The following is a 16,853-nucleotide window of genomic DNA, read 5'->3' on the forward strand; positions in this document are numbered from 1 at the left end:
TAACCGGTAAAAGGCGGGTGGATGGGCACAGTCTACAGGCTTACGCCCTTGTGCGGATGGTGGTGTGGAAGCTGGCGGCAAACGGCCGCCGGCATGGGGTCAATTGTCGGGCGCCCAGACCGGCAAGCCGGTCAGGTCGAGGCCGGGGTCGCGCGTCCAGACGGGCAAGCCCGTGGCATCGGTCGGCTCCAGCAATTCCAGCTGCACCTGTTTCAAGGCCACCTTGCGCGTGCGCACGCGGCGCTGCGGTTCCGGCGCCGGCTCTGGCGCGTCGGGCGCCGGCGGCGGGCCGAAGCCGGGCAAATCGATGGTGGCGTTGTCTTTTTTATCTCTCATTTGCTAACCTCTGTCCCTGGCTTGCGAAAGCCAGGGGACGGGCAAGGTGTTGCCCGCCTATGTCAATACGCTTTAACTTCATCCACAAAACAAAAGCCCGGCTACTGGAGTCGGGCTCATTGTTGGGACAACCATCAGGAAAACTTGTCCTGCGGATTTAAGTGCGGCACGCAGTGTATCACAGGCGTGCCGCATTGTGGGATGCGCTGTTGTTCTATCAGCGGAAGCTCAGGGCGCCCGTCAGGTCGCCGGGCGGCAGCGCGCCACGGGCCGCGAACGCGTCGTTGCGCACTTTCAGGCCTTCGAGCAGTGGCAGGTCGTGCAGGCGCGTGATCAGGCGCAGGATCGACGTGGTGTCGTAGAAGCTGTGGTCGACGGCGCCTTTCTTCGCATATGGCGAGACGACGATGGCGGGAATGCGCGTGCCCGGGCCCCAGCGGTCGCCCTTCGGCGGCGCCACGTGATCCCACCAGCCGCCGTTTTCGTCGAACGTGATCACCACGATCATGTCCTTCCACTGCGGCGACGCCTTCAAGTGGGCGATGATGTTGGCCACGTGCTGGTCGCCCGACTCGATGTCCGAGTAGCCGGCGTGCAGGTTCAAATTACCCTGCGGCTTGTAGAAGGTCACGGCCGGCAGCTTGCCCGCCACGGCGGCGGCGAGGAATTTGTTCGAAATCGGGCTGTCGCCCGTGCCGCCGTCGCGCAGGTGCTCGGCGCGCGCCGCCGTGCCCGGGGCGAACTGCTTGAAGTAATTCAGCGGCTGGTGGTGGAACTGGAAGTTCGGCTTGCTGCCGCCGCCCTTGTGGTCGAGCGCCGCTTGCCAGCCGCCGCCATACCACGCCCAGCTGACGCCCTTGCGCGACAGTAGGTCGCCGATGGTGTCGTAGGTTTGCGGCGGCAGCGTATTCGCGTCGGCCGGATCGGCGTGCAGCGGGTCGCCGTCAAAGGCGGGGCGGATGTAGCTGGGCTGGTAGGGCGGCGCCATGGTGTTGACGGCATAGCCGTCCGGCGTGATGGCGCCGTCGTTCACGTATTTCGGCTTGCCCTCGAGCGCCGAGGCCGGGCACTCGGGCGAGATCGCCAGGCGCACGCCTTGCGGACCGTCCGACAGCACGGCGATCTTTTTCTTCGCCGCCGTCTCGGATGCGTTGAAGTATTCGTTGGCGCGGCCCGTGACCAGGAACTGGTGGTTCATGTAGGAGCCGCCGAAGGCCGCCATGAAGAAGTTGTCGCACAGGGTGTACTGTTCGGCGATCTGCCACAGATTCAGGTTTTTCGACGTTTCGCCGTAATGGCCCATCACCAGCCCGCCGCTGTCGGCCCAGGCGGCAAAGCCGTCGTTCTTGCCGCCGTTGATCTGCATCTGGTTGTTATAGAAGCGGTGCACGAGGTCGCGCGTGATGATGCTCTCGGGCAGAGGCTTGCCGGCCGCGTCGCTCAATTTATAGGGCGCGTTCGGCAGGCCGGAAATCTGGTCTTCCTTGATCAGGTAATCGATGCCGCCGATATTCTGCTGGTTCGGCACCAGGCCGCCCCAGATCTTCGGCAGGGTGGCCAGCGGCTTGCCGTCGCGGTCCAGCTGCTGCGCCTGTTCCGCCGTGACGGCGGACAGGGGCGCGCTGGTGCCGGGGAAGTTGGCGAACAGGTTGTTGAAGCTGCGGTTTTCCAGGTAAATCACGACCACGTTCTTGACGTGCGCCTTGAGTTTCGCGTCGAGCGAACCTTTGACGATGGTCTTCCTGGCTGGCGCGGCGTCGGCCAGCGCCGGCAGGCTGGCGGCCAGGCCGACTGCGGAAGCAGCCTGGAAAATGCGCCGGCGCGAGGGATTGGCGGGTTGGTCGGCCGGATCGGCTGGCAGGGCGGGGGCGAGGTCCTTCACACATTCTCCTTGGGTGTCTCTATGGGCACGGGCGTTGGCGGCAATGACCGGCAACGCCCGTGAAGCGGGAAAATTGTATCACCGGCCCTGCGCCAATGTGAAATATTCAGCCGACCCTAGAACTGGTAGCGCACGCTCAACGCCACCTTGCGTGCCGGGCCATACATGCCCGAGTACCACCAGTCCGACACGGAAGCCGTGTACTGTTTGTCGAACAGGTTGGCCACGTTCACGGTGGCAGAGAGCTTGTCGCTGACGTCGTAGCGCGCCATCAGGCTGGCCACCGAATACGCCTTCTGTTCCCAGTGCAGGGTGCTGTTGATTTGCCACGCATCGATGTCGGAGTACACGCGGCTTTGCCAGTTCACGCCGCCGCCCACCGTCAGGCGATGCAAGTCGCCGGGCAGGCGCCAGGTGGTCCACAGTTTCACCAGGTGGCGCGGGAAGGTGGTCAGGATCGCCTTGCCGGTATTGTTTTCCGTCTGGCTGTAGGACCACGATGCCGAAATGTTCCAGTCCGGCGTCAGGGCACCCGTCGCTTCCAGGTCCACGCCCTGGGTCTTGGCGCCCTTGATGGCGCGGTTTGCGGGATTGTTCGTGCCCGGCACGGTGTAGCCGGGATCCGATTCGGCCAGGTTGCTCTGGCGGATCTGGTACAGCGCGACAGAGGTGTTCAGACGGCCATCGAGCCAGCCGCTCTTGACGCCCGCTTCCAGGGTCTTGCCCTCGCGCGGCGCCAGCAGCTTGCCGTAGCGGTCTTGCTGGGCCTGTGGCTGGTAGATGGTGGAATAGCTGGCGTAGGCGCTGTGCGTGCCGTCGATGTCGAACACCAGGCCGCCGTACGGCGTGAAGACGCGGCTTTCCGAGGCGGGGGAGGCGCTGTAAAAATTCACGGAAGGCGCATCCGAGATGTAGTTCTCGCTGTAGCGCAGCACCTTCGCGCCAGCGATCAGTTTCAGGCGCTCGGACAGGTTCAGGCGCGTGGCGGCATACGCGCTGGCCTGGCGGCGCGTGCTGTCATAGGTGACATAGGTGTCGCCAAACACGGGCGTTGCCGTGCGATTCCAGCGGTACAGGTTGGCGGCCTTGCCCTGGATATTCCAGTCGAACCTGCCGTCTGTCGTGCTTTGAAATTCGTTGTAGTCCATGCCCAGCACCAGTTCATGCTGGCGGCCGAACGCGCTGAACGGGCCGCGCACATTGACGTCCACGCTGTTGACCTGGAGCTGGTAATCGCGGTAGTCGGCGCTCAAACGCAGGCCATCGCCCGTGGCCTGGTCGGGAAAACCCTCGCTCACGTTCAGGTAGACGGCGCGCTCTTCCTGCGACGATTGCACGCGGTTGGCCGAGATTTTCAGCTTCCAGTCGTTGCTCAGTGCGTGTTCCAGGGTGGCGAAGAGGTCGGTCGAATTGGTGCCGAAGCGGTTCGACGTGGCCGCCGGGCTGAAGGAGCGGGGCAGGTCCGTCATTGCGCCATTGCTGTAGAACAGGGGGAAGCCCAGGTAGGACAGGGATCCGTTCGAGCGCTTGCGCTGGTGCGTGACGCCGGCCGTCAGTTTCGTGTCGCTCGAGAGATCCGCCTCGACCACGCCATACACCACTTTCTTGTCGCGGCTGTAGCCGTCGATGATGCTGTCGCCTTCCTCGTACACCGTCACCAGGCGGCCGCGCAGCGTGCGCGCTGCGTTGAGTGGGCCGGCAACGTCGGCCATGACGCGCCGTTCATCGTAGGAACCCAGTTCGCCCTCGACGGACGCCTGGAACTGCGCCGTCGGCTTCTTGCGCACCATGTTGATGGCGCCCGAGGCGTCGCCGGCACCCGTCATCAGGCCCGAGGCGCCGCGCAGCACTTCGATGCGGTCGTACAGCGCCATGTCGGCCAGGCTTTGCGACGGTATCGCATTGAGGCCCAGGTTTTCCGAATGCGTGCTGACGCCATCGAGCTGGTAATTGGTGATCGAATAGCCGCGCGAAGTGAAGCCCGTGCGCTCGCTGCCCAGCGCGAACAGGGTGATGCCCGGTGTTTGCGCCATCACCTGCGCGATGGTGCTCAAGCCCTGGTCCTGCATGCGCTGCTGCGTGATGACGCTGACCGACTGCGGCGTTTCCCTGATCGACAGGCCCAGCGGCGTGGCCGTGGCGATCGGCAGGGGGGAGACATACGCGCCCGAGCCTTCGGTGGCATCCTGCTGCGCCTTGACCGACACTTCCGGCATCATGGACAGCGCCTCGCCCCTGGCTTCGGCATCGGCCGGGCGCAGGACAAAGCTGCCATTCGCGCTGCGTTCCGCCTTCAGGCCGGTGCCGCGCAAGACGCCGTTCAGGGCGGCCAGCACGTCGTGGCGGCCGGTAAGGCTGGAAGAGGTCTTGCCGCGCGTCTGTTCCGGCGTGAAGCTGAGGATGACCCTGGACTGGCTGGCGACCTGGCGCAGCGCCGTTGCCAGGTCGCCGGCCGGCACCTGGAAGTCCTGGCTGGCCGCTGGCGCCGCCGTGCTGTCCTGCGCCAGGGCGGGCGCCTGGGCGTTCAGCAGCAGGGCCGAACCGATGAAGACGAACTGGACGGCATGCGCCATGCGCGTGCGCCGCGGGCGCGGCCGGGACCGGGACTGGGAAGACATAACTGGAGACATGGTTACCTTGTGGTGTAGTCGTCAAAAAGAACGTTGCCTACACAGGTCACGCGAGAATCGAAAGCGGGTAAGTTTTTTTTGCGCTGGCGTCAAAATATATCTTCAGCGCTGCTGGCGCGCTTCCACCTGCACCCAGTAGCGCGTGCGCAGGCGCACGTCCACCGGCAGGGATTCGGGCAGCGACAGCAGCACGGCATCGAGGTCGGCCAGCGGGAAGACGCCGGAGATGCGCAGATGGGCGACCGTGTCGTCGCAGCCCAGCAAGCCGTGGCGGTAGCGGCTCAGTTCATGCAGGAAGTCGCGCAGCGGCATGGCGTCGGCCAGCAGCAGGCCCTGGCGCCAGGCCCAGATGTCGGGCGAGACAGCGTGCGCGGGCAAGACCTGCTGCGCCGTCATGCTGGCGGCCTGGCCCGCCTGGACGAGCAGCTTGCCGTCGCCAAGGCGCGGCAGCAGCCGGACGGCGCCTTCCTCGACGGCGACGAGGGTGCTGCCCTCGGCCTGGCGCACCGAGTAGCGCGTGCCCAGCGCCTGCGCATGGCCGTGCGCGGTCTCGACGAGGAAGGGGCGGTAGGGGCGGCCCGTTTCACGGGCGGTGGCGATGAAGACTTCGCCCTGCACCAGTTGCAGCAGGCGCTGCGTGCCCGTGTAGCGGATGTTGACGGCGCTGCCGCTGTTGAGGTGCAGATGGCTGCCGTCCGGCAGGGTCAGTTCGCGGCGCTCGCCCACGCTGGTGGACAGGTCGGCCAGCGCGGCGCGGGCGAAGTCGGGCGCGTAGGGCGAGCGCGCGCCGAACCAGCCCGTGATGCCGATGGTCGATACCCATGCCAGCAGTTGCAGGCTGGTGCGGCGCGAGATTGAGCGCGAACTGGGACCTTGCAGCAGCGCCTTGCGGCTGGCCTGGGCATCGAGTTCGCGCAAGCCGCCGCTGACGCTTTCGATGTGTTTCCACGCGCGCTCATGATCGGGGTGTGCCTGGCGCCATGCTTGCCAGGCCGTTTTTTCCGCCGGCGTGGCTGCGCCGCTCATCAGGGTGGTCAGCCATTCGGCCGCCTGCATGGCGATGGCCAGGTCGATGGGCTGGCCCTGGGCGTAGACGGTGGCGCCGCGCATGTCAGGGCGCGGCAAAATCGGGCACGGCGAAAAAGCACAGCAGATTGGCCTTGCTCAGGTATTTTTTGACGGAGTGCGTGGTGGTGCCCAGTTCGGCGGCGATCTCGGCGTAGCTCATGCCGTCCAGGTGGGCCAGCAGGAAGGCGGCCTTTGCCTTGGCGGAGAGGCGGTCCAGCGCGCGGTCGATCCGTTGCAGCGATTCGAGCAGGATGGACATCGCTTCCGGCGATGGCGTGCAGGCTTGCGGCTGGTGCAGCAGCGCGTCGAGGTAGGCGCGTTCGAGCTCTTCGCGGCGGCAGTGATTGGCCAGCAGGCGTTTCGCGATGGTGGCGAGGAAAGGGCGCGGCTGCGCGATCCCGGCGCTGCTGCGCGCAACGAAGATCTTGATGAAGGTATCCTGCGCCAGATCGCCGGCCAGTCCCGCATCGTGCAGGCGACGCTTCAGCCAGTGCAGCAGCCACGCGTGGTGCTCGGCATACAGGGCCTGGAAATCGGACGACGGGGAGGGGGCGGACAGCATGCGTGCAGGACGTCTTAATCTAAATGAGAATTGTTCTCATAATAGCGCAGCGGCGCGCGCCAGGCAATCAGGGAAAACGCGGCGTTGTTGAAATGCGACTGCGCGCTCGGGCCGCATGCGGCCATGGATTTGCGCTGCCGCACGGCAGATGTAAAAGTTTCCTTGGCGCAAGCTTTCATGTGAGAAAATGCGGGCTGTTGATGTGGTGCGGAGCGAAAAATGATGTGGATGGTTGGCGGTGCCCTGGTTCTTCTGGTCGCCAGATTTTTATGGTTGGCCTACTTCCACCGGGTCAACGCGATGTCGCGCCAGGCGGAGTTGATGAACTGGCTGGATATCGGTCGGGTGTCGAATGCCGATGGCGGCAAGGATATCTTGTTGGCGAGAAATGAGCGCGGCGCCAGGATCGACTGGCGCACGGGCGAGGTCTGGCTGATGAATCCCAAGGTGGCCGAGCCGTTTGCCGATTTCCTCGCCGTCGAGCGCTGGCTCACGCTGCGCGACATGCCGACGGCGGACAAGCCTGCGCCCGCCGCGCCTGCGCCCGCACCAGCGGAGCCGGAGCCCGCAGCGGTGCCGGACGCCGGGCCGCTGCGCGATAGCTTGCCGGCCTTCCAGCAAAAGGTCGACGATTGCCTGGCCAAGGCCGAGGGCGGGCAGGAGTTGCTGGAAACCAAGCAGGCGTTCGAGGCGGGCAGCGAGCCTTACCTCGAGGCGTCGACGGCATTGAGCAAGACGGCGCTGGAGCTCGACGTCTCGCCGGCGATGGTGGCCACGTTTCATGTCAGCGCATTTGCCGCGCTGGCGGAAACGGCGGGCGCCGACAAGCTGGAGCGCGTGGCGGCCAGCCTGCATGCGGCGGCCAGGCAGATCAGGGCAAGCGCCGCCACCGCATAAAGGCGGCCAGCAATGAAAAAGCCGCTGATCTTTTGCAAGAATCAGCGGCTTTCCGGTATTGGTTGCGGGGACAGGATTTGAACCTGTGACCTTCGGGTTATGAGCCCGACGAGCTGCCAGACTGCTCCACCCCGCAGGCGAATTATATACGAGTTTGCTGCGTTGCGGGAAGGATCTTTGCCGGGCCTGCCTGGGTACTTACTTTTGCCTGAACACCGTGGACGTACCCTGGCGCGTAAAAGGCGTGCCCATATGCACTTGCGTGCCGCGCAGTTCGTACGGCAGGAAGGTGACCACCGAATACCCATCGCGATGGTCGAGCGCGACGGCGATCGCATCGGACGGTTTGCCGGATGCGGGCAGGGGGACTGTGGCGTCATATACGAGGGCGGTTGTTTTGTAGTCGCCGTCGGCGGCACCTTGCTCGAGGGCTTGCTGTATCTGTTTGATGATGTCGGCCGGCAGTAGTCCAGGCGTGGAGGTGCTTACGGGCATGAGAACGAAGTTGTCGGTCCGCTTCAGGGCCGCGCCGAGCGGAAGGAATTGGCCGCGCCTCTCAAGTTGCAGTTTGGCCAAAGGGATGATGAACTCTTGCAGATATTCCGCATCCCGCTGCGCTTGGGACTGGGCTTGGGCCGTGGTGGAGAAGAGCGCGGTGGCCAGCAGGCAGGTAGTGCGGAATGCTTTCAAGGTGTCGCCCTTGCAAATTAAAAGTGGCAATTTAACATGGCTGACCGGCACGGGGCGGAATAAAAAAAGCCGCTGATCCTTTGCAAGAATTAGCGGCTTTCCGGTATTGGTTGCGGGGACAGGATTTGAACCTGTGACCTTCGGGTTATGAGCCCGACGAGCTGCCAGACTGCTCCACCCCGCAGGCGAATTATAGCGGAGTTTGCTGCAATGCGCAATGACCGGGTGCCGATCCCTGTTCAAGTCCCGTTGTTAGTCCTGTTTGAGTCCTGCCTCAGGCCGCCGCCAGGCGCCACAGCGACGTGGTTTCCTGCGAGCGGGCCGCGTGCAGGCTGTCGCTGGCGTCCTGTGCGCGCGGGTGCGTGGGTTTCACGTCCAGGCGGTCGACGACTTTCAAGCCCGCCTGGGCTATCCACTCGAGCAATTGCGCGCGCGGGCGCAAGCCCAGGTGCTCGGCCAGGTCGGACAAAATCAGCCAGCCTTCGCCGCCAGGCTCCAGGTGGCCGGCCAGGCCGGCGAGGAAGCCGCGCAGCATGCGGCTGTCCGGATCGTAGACGGCGTATTCGATCGGCGAGCTGGGACGGGCCGGCAGCCAGGGCGGGTTGCACACGACCAGCGGCGCGCGGCCGGCGGGGAACAGGTCGGCCTGCACGACGTCGACCTTGTCCTGCAAGTCGAGGCGCGCCAGGTTTTCGCGCGCGCAGGACAGGGCGCGCGGGTCCTGGTCGGTGGCGACGATGCGTTCGATGCCGCGCTGCGCCAGCACGGCGGCCAGCACGCCCGTGCCGGTGCCGATATCGAAGGCCAGCTTGGCGCGCGCGGGCAGCGGCGCGTCGGCCACCAGGCCCACGTATTCGCCGCGGATCGGCGCGAATACGCCGTAATGCGGGTGGATGCGCTGGCCCAGGGCCGGCAATTCCACGCCCGTGCGGCGCCATTCATGCGCGCCGATCAGGCCCAGCAGCTCGCGCAGCGAGGCGATGAACGGCTCCTCGCCGCGGCCATACGCTTCATTGCAAGCCAGTTTCACGTCCGGCGCGCGGCGCAGCGGAATCGTGTAATCGGCATCGAAGGGCAGCAGCAGCATGGCCAGCGTGCGGGCGCGCTGCGACTGGGCCTGGCGGTGCAGGTGGAATGCTTCCGTGGCGGACGGCTCGGGCTTGGCCAGCTTGGCGGCCTTGGCCTTCTTGCCGGGCTTGTCGTTCTTGTGGTCGGCGCGTCGCGCCAGCGCCTGCAGCAGCTGGCGCGCATTCTGGAAGTCGCCGCGCCACAGCATGGCCGTGCCTTCGCAGGCCAGGCGGTAAGCCTGGTCGGCCGTCGTGCGGTCGTCGGCGATGACGACGCGCTTGGGCGGCGGCATGCCGCTTTCCGAGCGCCAGCGGGCCGAATGCTCGGCGCCGTTTTCGCTCCAGTGGATCTGCGGATGGGCGGTATTTGAAGAAGTGTCGGACATGGGTTTCAATCGAAAGAAGGTGGGCGCGCGGCATGGTCGCCTGCGCAGGCCGTCTTCTATTATACGTCGCTGCCCGTGCTGCCTGGACCGTCCGTGCCATATGCCTGGGCCAGCGCGCGGGCGCGCGCCTGCGCTTCGGGCGTGGCTTCTGCCGTTTTCTTGCCGGCGTCGGCCGGCTTGTCCGGCTGTACCAGATTGAGCAAACGCAAGCTCAGGCTGCCTGCCGGGTCGCCAGCACTGCCGCTGACGCCGTCTGCGTCGCGCTTGCCATGGTAGACCTGGCTTTGCAGCTGCTGGCCCAGCAGCTTGAACAGGTCGTGCAGATTGCCGGCGAAGTCCGTGGCGGGCAGCTCTCTGGCGGGCAGGTCCGCCTCATCGGCGGCAGCGTCCGGCTGCGGCGCATCGGGACCGTGCGTTTGCTCAAGCAAGCCGGCACTGATCGTCGATTGGTATTGCACTTCCACTTCGAAATCGAAGGTCTGGCCGTCGGCCGTGGTGATCTTGCCCTTGCCGATGAAGTGGGCGTTTTCATCGAGGCTGAAGGCGGCCATGCGGCTGCCGGTGCCCGAGACGCTGCCACTGCTGAAGCTGGCTCCCGCCTGCAGGTCGACCTTGTCGAAGGCGATGCTGGCGCCGTCGCCGAACAGCTGGCGCGTCATGGTGGAGAGGAAGTCCTGCGCCACGTCGACGGTGGCGTGGCCCAGCGCGTCCGTGCGCTGTTCCAGCCCCCTGGCCGACAGGTCCAGGCCGTTTTTCGACAGCGCCACCACGTCCTGCGCCGTGCGCTGCATCAGTGGCGAGGCCGCCAGGCCGGTCTGGCTGGCGCCGGATTTTTGGGAAGCGGGTCCCGCCAGGGCGTTGGCGGCAGGCTGGCGCGAGCCGGCAATGAGGGCGGGAAGCTGGGACATGGTGACATTCTTGAATGGGCAAGTACCCGATTAACGGCACCCATGGCCCATTCTTTAACCATTAGTGGTGGTGCGACCAGCTACCGTCAGCCGATTCCAGGTAGGACTTGACGGCATCGGCCTGGCCCGTGGCGTGGCGCTTGAGCTCGCCGCAGGCGCAAATGCCCTGGTAGGGCTGGATATGCGAGCAGGCGGAGACTTTTTGCAGGTAGACCTGCATGGATTTGTGACATTTGACGCACTTGAAGGTGAGGCTGCGGGCGGCTTTCATGGGATTCCTTGAACTGTTGCGGGGCGTAGGCGGTTGCTGCGCGAAGGCCGGGATTTTAACCCACTCCGCGCCTGCTTACATACTGTTGCAACTGCGCCACGCCCAAGTCAACTGAATCTGCGCCATGACGTTGAACGTATATAGGAGGTCGTCTGGCCGCCATTGAAGAGGTAGCATCATGGAAAAGCGTGACAAGGAACAGCCGAAGCAACCTGGCAAGGAATTGGTCAGGAAATGGTTGCACGCGGAACTGGCGCAGCGCCGTCCGCCGCCTGACCCCGAGCAGATCCGCCGCGAACTGGGCTGGGAACTGCTGAGGCTGGGAAGGGAGGCCGTGCCGCGCTGACGTCCCGCCCTTGCTGCCTCGCTGGTGCGCCGCTAGCGCACCGTCACCACGCTCTTGCCGCCGGAACCGGGCTGCACGAGGATGCGGGTGGCGATGCGCTCCGTCATTTCCTGCACGTGCGAGATGACGCCCACCTTGCGTCCCATCGCCTGCAGACCGTCGAGCGCATCCATGGCCACGCGCAGGGTTTCCGTGTCCAGGCTGCCGAAGCCTTCGTCGATGAACAGCGACTCCACGCGCACCCGGTTCGAGGACAGCGAGGCCAGCCCCAGCGCCAGGGCCAGCGAAACGAGGAACGATTCGCCGCCCGACAGCGAGTGCACGGAGCGCAGCTCGCCGCCCATGTCCTGGTCGCGCACCATCAGGCCCAGCGACGGATTGTTCGGATTGTCGATGCGTTCGAGCTGGTAGCGGCGCGCCAGGTGGTTCAAATGCGCATTCGCATAGCCGAGCAGCACTTCCAGCGTGAATTGCTGCGCGTAGTTGCGGAATTTCTTGCCGTCAGCCGAGCCGATCAGCTCACTCAGGCTGGCCCAGCGTCGCTCGATGAGGGCTTGCGCCTCGATTTGCGCCAGCATCGCCTGCGCGCCGTGGCGCCTGGCGTCGTCCTGCGCGATGGCCAGGCGCAGGCGCGTCGCTTCCTGGTTCGCCGCCTGGCGTTCGGCGCCCAGCGCGTCGAGCGCGGCCTGCAGCACGGCCTCGTCCGTTTCCAGCGCTTCCGGCGGCCGCTCCAGGTGGTCCGTATGCCGCTGCCGGCGTTCGGCCAGCACGGAGGCGGCCGTCGTGTGGCGGTCGGCGATGACTTGCAGGGCGGCCCGTTCCAAGCGCATGGCTTCCGGCGCGACGTCCAGGTGCGCGCGCAGGCCGGCCAGATCGGCGGGCGCATGGGCCGGATGGGCAAGCTGGAACTGGCGCAGCCAGTGCTCCAGCGCTGCCGCCGCGTCGTGGCCTTGCCGGCGCAAGGCGTCCAGGCGCAGCGCCGTTTGCGTGCATGCCTCGTCGAGACGCGCGCGCGCCTGGCTGGCCGCTTGCGCCGCCGCCTGCTGTTGCGCCAGCTGATCTTTGGCCAGCGCGATGGCGCCGGCCAGCGCGCGCTCCACGTCAGCCACGGGCTGGCCATCCCACAGCGCCGCGCGTTGCGTGTGCAGCACCTTCAGCTGCGCGTCCAGGGCGGCAAATGCCGTGTGCGCCGCCAGTGCCAGCTGCGCCGTCGTATGCGCGGCCGCGCCGGCCGCCTCCAGCTGCGCGGCCAGGGTCGCCAGCGCGTGGCTGCGGCTATCCTGCTCCGCGTGCTGCTTCAGCCATTGCCGGCTTTCCGTTTCGCGCGCCGCGCGGAAGGCGGCAGGGCCAGCACGCCAGCCATCTTTCCAGTCTTCGGCGCCATCCGTGTCGGCAAAGGCCCCATCGAGCTGCGCCAGCAAGCCATCGAGTGCGCTGCGCGACACCTCTGCCTTGTCCTGGCTGGCCGCCTGCTGCGCCTGCAACTGCGCCAGCCGCGTCTGCGTTTCGGCGACGGCAGCCGTCAGGCGCGCGTGTTCGGCGCCGGCCAGTTCGTGCGCCGCCTGCGCCTGCTCGCGCCGCGCGCTGGCCTGGCGCAGTGCCGCCTCCTGCTGCGCCAACGCCTGCAAGCCGGCCGCGGTGGCCGCCAGCTGCTGCGTGAACCAGTCCGCGCGCTGGGATTCCGGCGGCAGCTGCAGGGTGGCCGCATGCGGCTGCCACTGCGCGTCCAGGGCGGCGATGGCGGGCGGCAGCGATGCCAGTTCGGCATCCGTTTGCGCCTGCTCGCGCGCAGTCGTGGCCAGTGCCGCCCTGTGCGTGGCCAGCTGTTCCAGATTGCCGCGCGCCTGCGTGCGGCAGGCCAGCACTTCATCCTGCAAGCTGGCCAGCATTGCCTGCAAGGCGTCGTCGGCGTGGGTGTACGGGTGTTCGAGCGCGCCGCAGACGGGGCAGGGCTGGTCGTCCTGCAAGGTGGCGCGCAACTGCTCGACGCTGGCCGCGCATGCCGCTTCCGCGCCTTTCAAGGACTTTTCCGCCTGCGCCAGGCCCGCTTCCAGCAGCGCTGTTTGTGCTGCTGCCGCGGCCAGCGCCGCGTTTTCCGCCTGCGCGGCCTGCGCCAGCTGGGCGGCCCGCGCCTGTCCGTGCGCCAGCGCCTGCTGCTGGCGCGCCAGCTCCGTCCACGTCTTTTCCACCGCATTCAGCTGGCGCGCATGCTCTTCCAGCTGGCCGCGCTGTTCCTGCAGCAGCTGTGCGTCGATGGCTTGCACGGCGCCAGCCGCTTCGCGCCGCTCCGCATCGCGCGCGGCCAGCGCCAGGGCGGCGGCGACCAGCGCGGCCTGCTCTTCGCGCGCCGCGCCGCCGGCGTGCCGCAGCAGTTGCGCCGCCTGCGCCACCGCCGCATCGGCTGCATCGGCTTGCGCGGCGGCCTGGCCGGCCTGCGCGAACAACTGATCCGACAATTGCCACGACGCGGCCAGCGCCTGCCAGTGCTGGTGCGATGCCAGCCACAGGCGGCCCGTTTCCTGCTCCGCCTGCATGGCCTGCTGGCGCTGCTGCAGTGCCTGCAGTGCGCCGCGCGCCGAGTCGTTGGCCTGATCGGCCGCCTGCGCCCCGTCCCTGGCCTGGCGGTGCGCGGGCACGTGGGCGCCGATGCGCGCATCGAGCGCCTTCGCCTGGTCCAGCAGGGGCGCCGCATCGCGCTGCGCCGTTTCGTGGGCCAGCAAGGCTGCTGCCGCAAGCTGCGCGCTGGCGGCCAGTTGCGCTTCGGTCGCCGCCGCTTGCGCCGTCTGCACGCGCGCCGCTTCCAGCGCGGCACCGGTGCCGGCGATGTCGTTCGCCAGCCGCGTCACGTCGTCGGCCAGGGGGCGCGCCGGCTGCAGCAACTCCCATTGCGCCAGCGCCGCGTGGCGCGGCTGCGCATCGGCCCTCTCGGCGGCGGCGCTATCGAACGCTTCTTGCGCCGCCGTCGCCTGGCCTTGCAGCTTGTGCTTTTCCTGGTGCCAGCGCTGCTGCAGTTCCAGCACCGCCTTGCGCAGGTCGACGTGTTGCAGCGTGGTTTCGGCCGCGCCGCACAGCACCTCGGTGTCGGCCCGTTCTTCCGGTGACAGGGGGCGCTGGTCGGCCAGTTTGTCGCCCAGGCGTTCGAGGACCTGCTTTTCCTTCTTCGCCCGTTCGAAGGCGCGCATGGAAATGTCGGTATAGATGCTGCTGCCCGTCAGGGTTTCCAGCAGCTCGCCGCGTTCATTGTCTTCCGTCTTGAGGAAGGTGGAAAACTCGTTCTGCGCCAGCAGCACGGCGCGCGTAAACTGGTCGAACGAGAGGCCGATGCGCTGCTCGATTTCTTCCTTGACTTCCGTCTTGGTGCCGCCGATGGGCTGAAGCGCGGGCAGCTGGTGCAAGCTCATGGCGGTGGCTTGCAGCGCGCCTTCGGCGCGGGTGCGCGAGCGGCGCACGCTCCAGCGCGCGCGATAGTGACCGCCGTCGTTGCCGACGAAATCGACCTGTGCATAGCCTTCCGGCGTGCCGCGGCGCAGCAGGGTGCGCGTATCCTGGGCGTTGACGGTTTCCTTGCCGACGTCGGGCAGGGCGCTGCCCCGTCCCAGCACCTTCAGCAGGCGCGGCGTGGCATCGTACAGGGCCAGGCACAGGGCGTCGAGCAGGGTGCTCTTGCCCGCGCCCGTGGGGCCGCTGATGGCAAACAGGCCGGCGGACGCCAGCGGCTCCTGCTGGAAGTCGACTTCAAATTCACCGGCCAGCGAAGCCAGGTTCTTACCGCTGATTTTCAGGATTTTCATGCTGGTCTTTATGCTGGTGCAGTCGCCGCGCTGGTGCGCTTACAGATCTTTTTTCGCCCTGGCTTCTTCGGCCGCGCGCTTTTCATCGGACGCCGCCTTGATGGCGGCCTCGCGCCTGGCTTCAAGCCCGGCATCGACCAGCGTCAATTTGGTGGTGTAGAACAGGGCTCTCGCGGACCATAATTTATTGATCATCTGCGTGTCAGACGGAGAGATGGAATGTATGCGCAATATTTGATCGGCATGGTACACAATGCAGTTTTCATCGGAGATTCTCAAGTTGTCGAGCGCGGGGAGGCGGCGGAATGCATGGTTGCAGCTGAAAGTGACGGGATGGCCTTCCTCTTTGCTGTATTTCTCTTCCAGTTCGCTTTTGAGCGGGTAGAGGTCCGACCCTTCCAGCAAGACAGTGATGGCGGTAATGGTACCGTCAGCCAGCTGCTCGGTCGTGACGACGCGCGGTTTGCCGAAATAGCTCCATTTACCCAGATAGCCATCCGCCACCGATTTCCCCGCCTTGATGCCAGTGCTCAGGTCCTTGAGCATGATGGGTTTCGACAGTTGCGACGCTGCTGTCTTTTCGGCCGGCATCGGGGGCGGGTACTCGGCGCTTGGGCCGCAACCGGCAAGCGATATGAGCAACGAAACGCCCAGCAGGGGGAAATGACGGATTTTCTTCATAAAGCCTTTCAAGTGGTACCGTGGGAGAATGGATGGTTGGCGCAATGCCCCTGGGCGTCATGCGCCGGGCAGCAGCAGTTCGGCCAGGGCCGAGAGGAGTTCGGGCGGTGCTTCCTTGGCGTATTTTTGCTGGTACAGGCGGCGGAAGATGTCGTCGGGCTGCAGCTGGGCCAGCTGGTCGAGGGTCATGCTTTCCGGCGCGCTGCTGTGCGCGGCGCTCGACGTTTCGATCTTCGCCAGGCGCACGCTCTTGCCGTCGAGGGCCGTCTCGATGCGCGTGCGCAGGCCCGGCTCGGGCGCGTCCAGGCGCACGCGCACTTCGAGGAACGGTTGCGCTTCCGGTGGCGCGGCGGGCACGTCGAGGGCGGCCAGCTGCGCCAGCACCTCGTCTAGCGGCGCCGGCGTGGCAGGCACGCGCAGCAGGGGCACGGCGCGCGGCACGTCGATGGCGCGCACGGACCGCAGCTGTTCGCCGTCGACGTCGAGGCACAGTACTTGATGCCGGTAGTTGACCTCGGCGAAGGAGAGCGGGATCGGGCTGCCGCAATAGCGGATATGCGCCTGCCCGCCCACGGCTTGCGCCTTGTGCAGGTGGCCCAGCGCCGCATACGCGATGGAGGCGTCGAAGATCCCCGACGGCAGCATCTCGGTGCCGCCGATGACGATGCGGCGTTCGGAGTCGTTCGACATTTCGCCGCCCACCATGTGGCAATGGCCCATGGCGATGAGGGCTTGTCCGGGCTGGCGGCGCGCCAGCGCCAGGTCCGCCAGCTGGCGGTACAGCAGGGCGATGCCGCCCAGATAGGCGTCCTGGGAGTCGCCGGCCGGCAGTTTCGGCACGTCGCCGGGGCGCAGGAAGGGCACGGCCAGGCACCAGGCCTGCACCTTGCCATCGCTGTCGGCGAGCGGCAGCAACAGGCGTTCCAGGTCGATCTCGCCATTTTCGTCGCGCAGCAGGTGGCCGATCACGTGCGTGCCATGCGCGGCCAGCAAGGGGGAGGGCGCTTCCAGCCGTCCCGCCGAATCGTGGTTGCCGGCGACGACGACCAGCTGCAGCGCGGGCAGCCGCGCGCGCGCCTGCTGCAGGAACACGTACAGCTGCTTTTGCGAGGCGGCCGACGGGTTGGCGTTGTCGAACACGTCGCCGGCCACCAGCAGCACGTCGACCCGTTCGGCCACGAGGGTGTCGAGCAGCCAGTCGAGGAAGCGCTGGTGTTCGTAGCCCCGCTCGTGGTTATGCAGGGTCTGGCCCAGATGCCAGTCGGAGGTGTGCAGCAGGCGCATGGTGGGGCGATGGTAGGGAAGACAGGCGCCAATATAGCAGGAATGGCGCGCTGC

15 protein-coding genes and 2 tRNA genes are annotated in these 16,853 nt (G+C 66.5%); 2 read left to right on the forward strand and 15 right to left on the reverse strand.

What is annotated here, in order from left to right; genetic code table 11:
- Positions 1-99: 99 nt before the first annotated feature.
- The 6 genes from AC1RDJ_RS26505 to AC1RDJ_RS26530 form a co-directional block, all read right to left on the reverse strand.
- Positions 100-336: a hypothetical protein gene (locus AC1RDJ_RS26505; protein WP_071324439.1), complete on the reverse strand. Its 237-nt coding sequence runs from the start codon at positions 334-336 to the stop codon at positions 100-102.
- A 217-nt stretch (positions 337-553) separates the two neighbouring features.
- On the reverse strand, positions 554-2,218 hold the full coding sequence (locus tag AC1RDJ_RS26510; protein ID WP_071324438.1) for an acid phosphatase: 1,665 nt from the start codon (positions 2,216-2,218) through the stop codon (positions 554-556).
- Positions 2,219-2,334: 116 nt separating this feature from the next.
- On the reverse strand, positions 2,335-4,791 hold the full coding sequence (locus tag AC1RDJ_RS26515; RefSeq protein ID WP_493029225.1) for a TonB-dependent siderophore receptor: 2,457 nt from the start codon (positions 4,789-4,791) through the stop codon (positions 2,335-2,337).
- Positions 4,792-4,950: 159 nt separating this feature from the next.
- The gene (locus AC1RDJ_RS26520; protein WP_493029226.1) at positions 4,951-5,958 is read right to left on the reverse strand and encodes a FecR domain-containing protein; all 1,008 of its coding nucleotides are present in this window, start codon (positions 5,956-5,958) and stop codon (positions 4,951-4,953) included.
- 1 nt (position 5,959) lies between these two features.
- Complete coding sequence (locus AC1RDJ_RS26525) at positions 5,960-6,478, reverse strand: sigma-70 family RNA polymerase sigma factor (protein WP_071324435.1); 519 nt, start codon at positions 6,476-6,478, stop codon at positions 5,960-5,962.
- Positions 6,479-6,492: 14 nt separating this feature from the next.
- Positions 6,493-6,657 (reverse strand): hypothetical protein, encoded by a 165-nt coding sequence (locus AC1RDJ_RS26530; protein WP_493029227.1) that lies wholly within the window; start codon positions 6,655-6,657, stop codon positions 6,493-6,495.
- Between the two features lie 142 nt (positions 6,658-6,799).
- Between AC1RDJ_RS26530 and AC1RDJ_RS26535 the strand changes: the two genes are divergently transcribed.
- Positions 6,800-7,375, forward strand: a complete 576-nt coding sequence (locus AC1RDJ_RS26535; RefSeq protein WP_493029228.1) for a hypothetical protein — start codon at positions 6,800-6,802, stop codon at positions 7,373-7,375.
- A gap of 59 nt (positions 7,376-7,434) precedes the next feature.
- Here the strand turns inward: AC1RDJ_RS26535 and AC1RDJ_RS26540 are convergent.
- The 6 genes from AC1RDJ_RS26540 to AC1RDJ_RS26565 all read right to left on the reverse strand — a co-directional run bounded on the left by AC1RDJ_RS26540 (position 7,435) and on the right by AC1RDJ_RS26565 (position 10,697).
- Positions 7,435-7,511 (reverse strand) — tRNA-Met (locus AC1RDJ_RS26540).
- 62 nt (positions 7,512-7,573) lie between these two features.
- Positions 7,574-8,065 (reverse strand): hypothetical protein, encoded by a 492-nt coding sequence (locus AC1RDJ_RS26545; RefSeq protein ID WP_493029229.1) that lies wholly within the window; start codon positions 8,063-8,065, stop codon positions 7,574-7,576.
- A gap of 107 nt (positions 8,066-8,172) precedes the next feature.
- Positions 8,173-8,249: transfer RNA gene (locus tag AC1RDJ_RS26550), tRNA-Met, on the reverse strand.
- A gap of 90 nt (positions 8,250-8,339) precedes the next feature.
- Positions 8,340-9,518, reverse strand: coding sequence for a methyltransferase (locus tag AC1RDJ_RS26555; protein WP_493029230.1), 1,179 nt, complete (start codon positions 9,516-9,518; stop codon positions 8,340-8,342).
- A 59-nt stretch (positions 9,519-9,577) separates the two neighbouring features.
- Positions 9,578-10,426, reverse strand: a complete 849-nt coding sequence (locus AC1RDJ_RS26560) for a hypothetical protein (RefSeq protein WP_493029231.1) — start codon at positions 10,424-10,426, stop codon at positions 9,578-9,580.
- Positions 10,427-10,487: 61 nt separating this feature from the next.
- Positions 10,488-10,697, reverse strand: a complete 210-nt coding sequence (locus tag AC1RDJ_RS26565; RefSeq protein WP_034755039.1) for a hypothetical protein — start codon at positions 10,695-10,697, stop codon at positions 10,488-10,490.
- 178 nt (positions 10,698-10,875) lie between these two features.
- Here AC1RDJ_RS26565 and AC1RDJ_RS26570 point away from each other — a divergent pair, with 178 nt between their 5' ends.
- Positions 10,876-11,043: a hypothetical protein gene (locus AC1RDJ_RS26570; protein ID WP_493029232.1), complete on the forward strand. Its 168-nt coding sequence runs from the start codon at positions 10,876-10,878 to the stop codon at positions 11,041-11,043.
- A gap of 32 nt (positions 11,044-11,075) precedes the next feature.
- On the opposite strand, the gene AC1RDJ_RS26575 is transcribed toward AC1RDJ_RS26570, so the two are convergent.
- Genes AC1RDJ_RS26575 through AC1RDJ_RS26585 form a run of 3 tightly spaced genes read right to left on the reverse strand, consistent with a single transcriptional unit; the run spans position 11,076 to position 16,799 of the window.
- Positions 11,076-14,834, reverse strand: a complete 3,759-nt coding sequence (locus AC1RDJ_RS26575; protein WP_493029233.1) for an AAA family ATPase — start codon at positions 14,832-14,834, stop codon at positions 11,076-11,078.
- Between the two features lie 39 nt (positions 14,835-14,873).
- On the reverse strand, positions 14,874-15,515 hold the full coding sequence (locus AC1RDJ_RS26580) for a hypothetical protein (RefSeq protein ID WP_071324429.1): 642 nt from the start codon (positions 15,513-15,515) through the stop codon (positions 14,874-14,876).
- Positions 15,516-15,572: 57 nt separating this feature from the next.
- Positions 15,573-16,799, reverse strand: coding sequence for an exonuclease SbcCD subunit D C-terminal domain-containing protein (locus AC1RDJ_RS26585; protein WP_493029234.1), 1,227 nt, complete (start codon positions 16,797-16,799; stop codon positions 15,573-15,575).
- Between the last annotated feature and the right edge of the window lie 54 nt (positions 16,800-16,853).

The organism is Janthinobacterium sp. GW822-FHT07H10 (genome assembly GCF_058798675.1).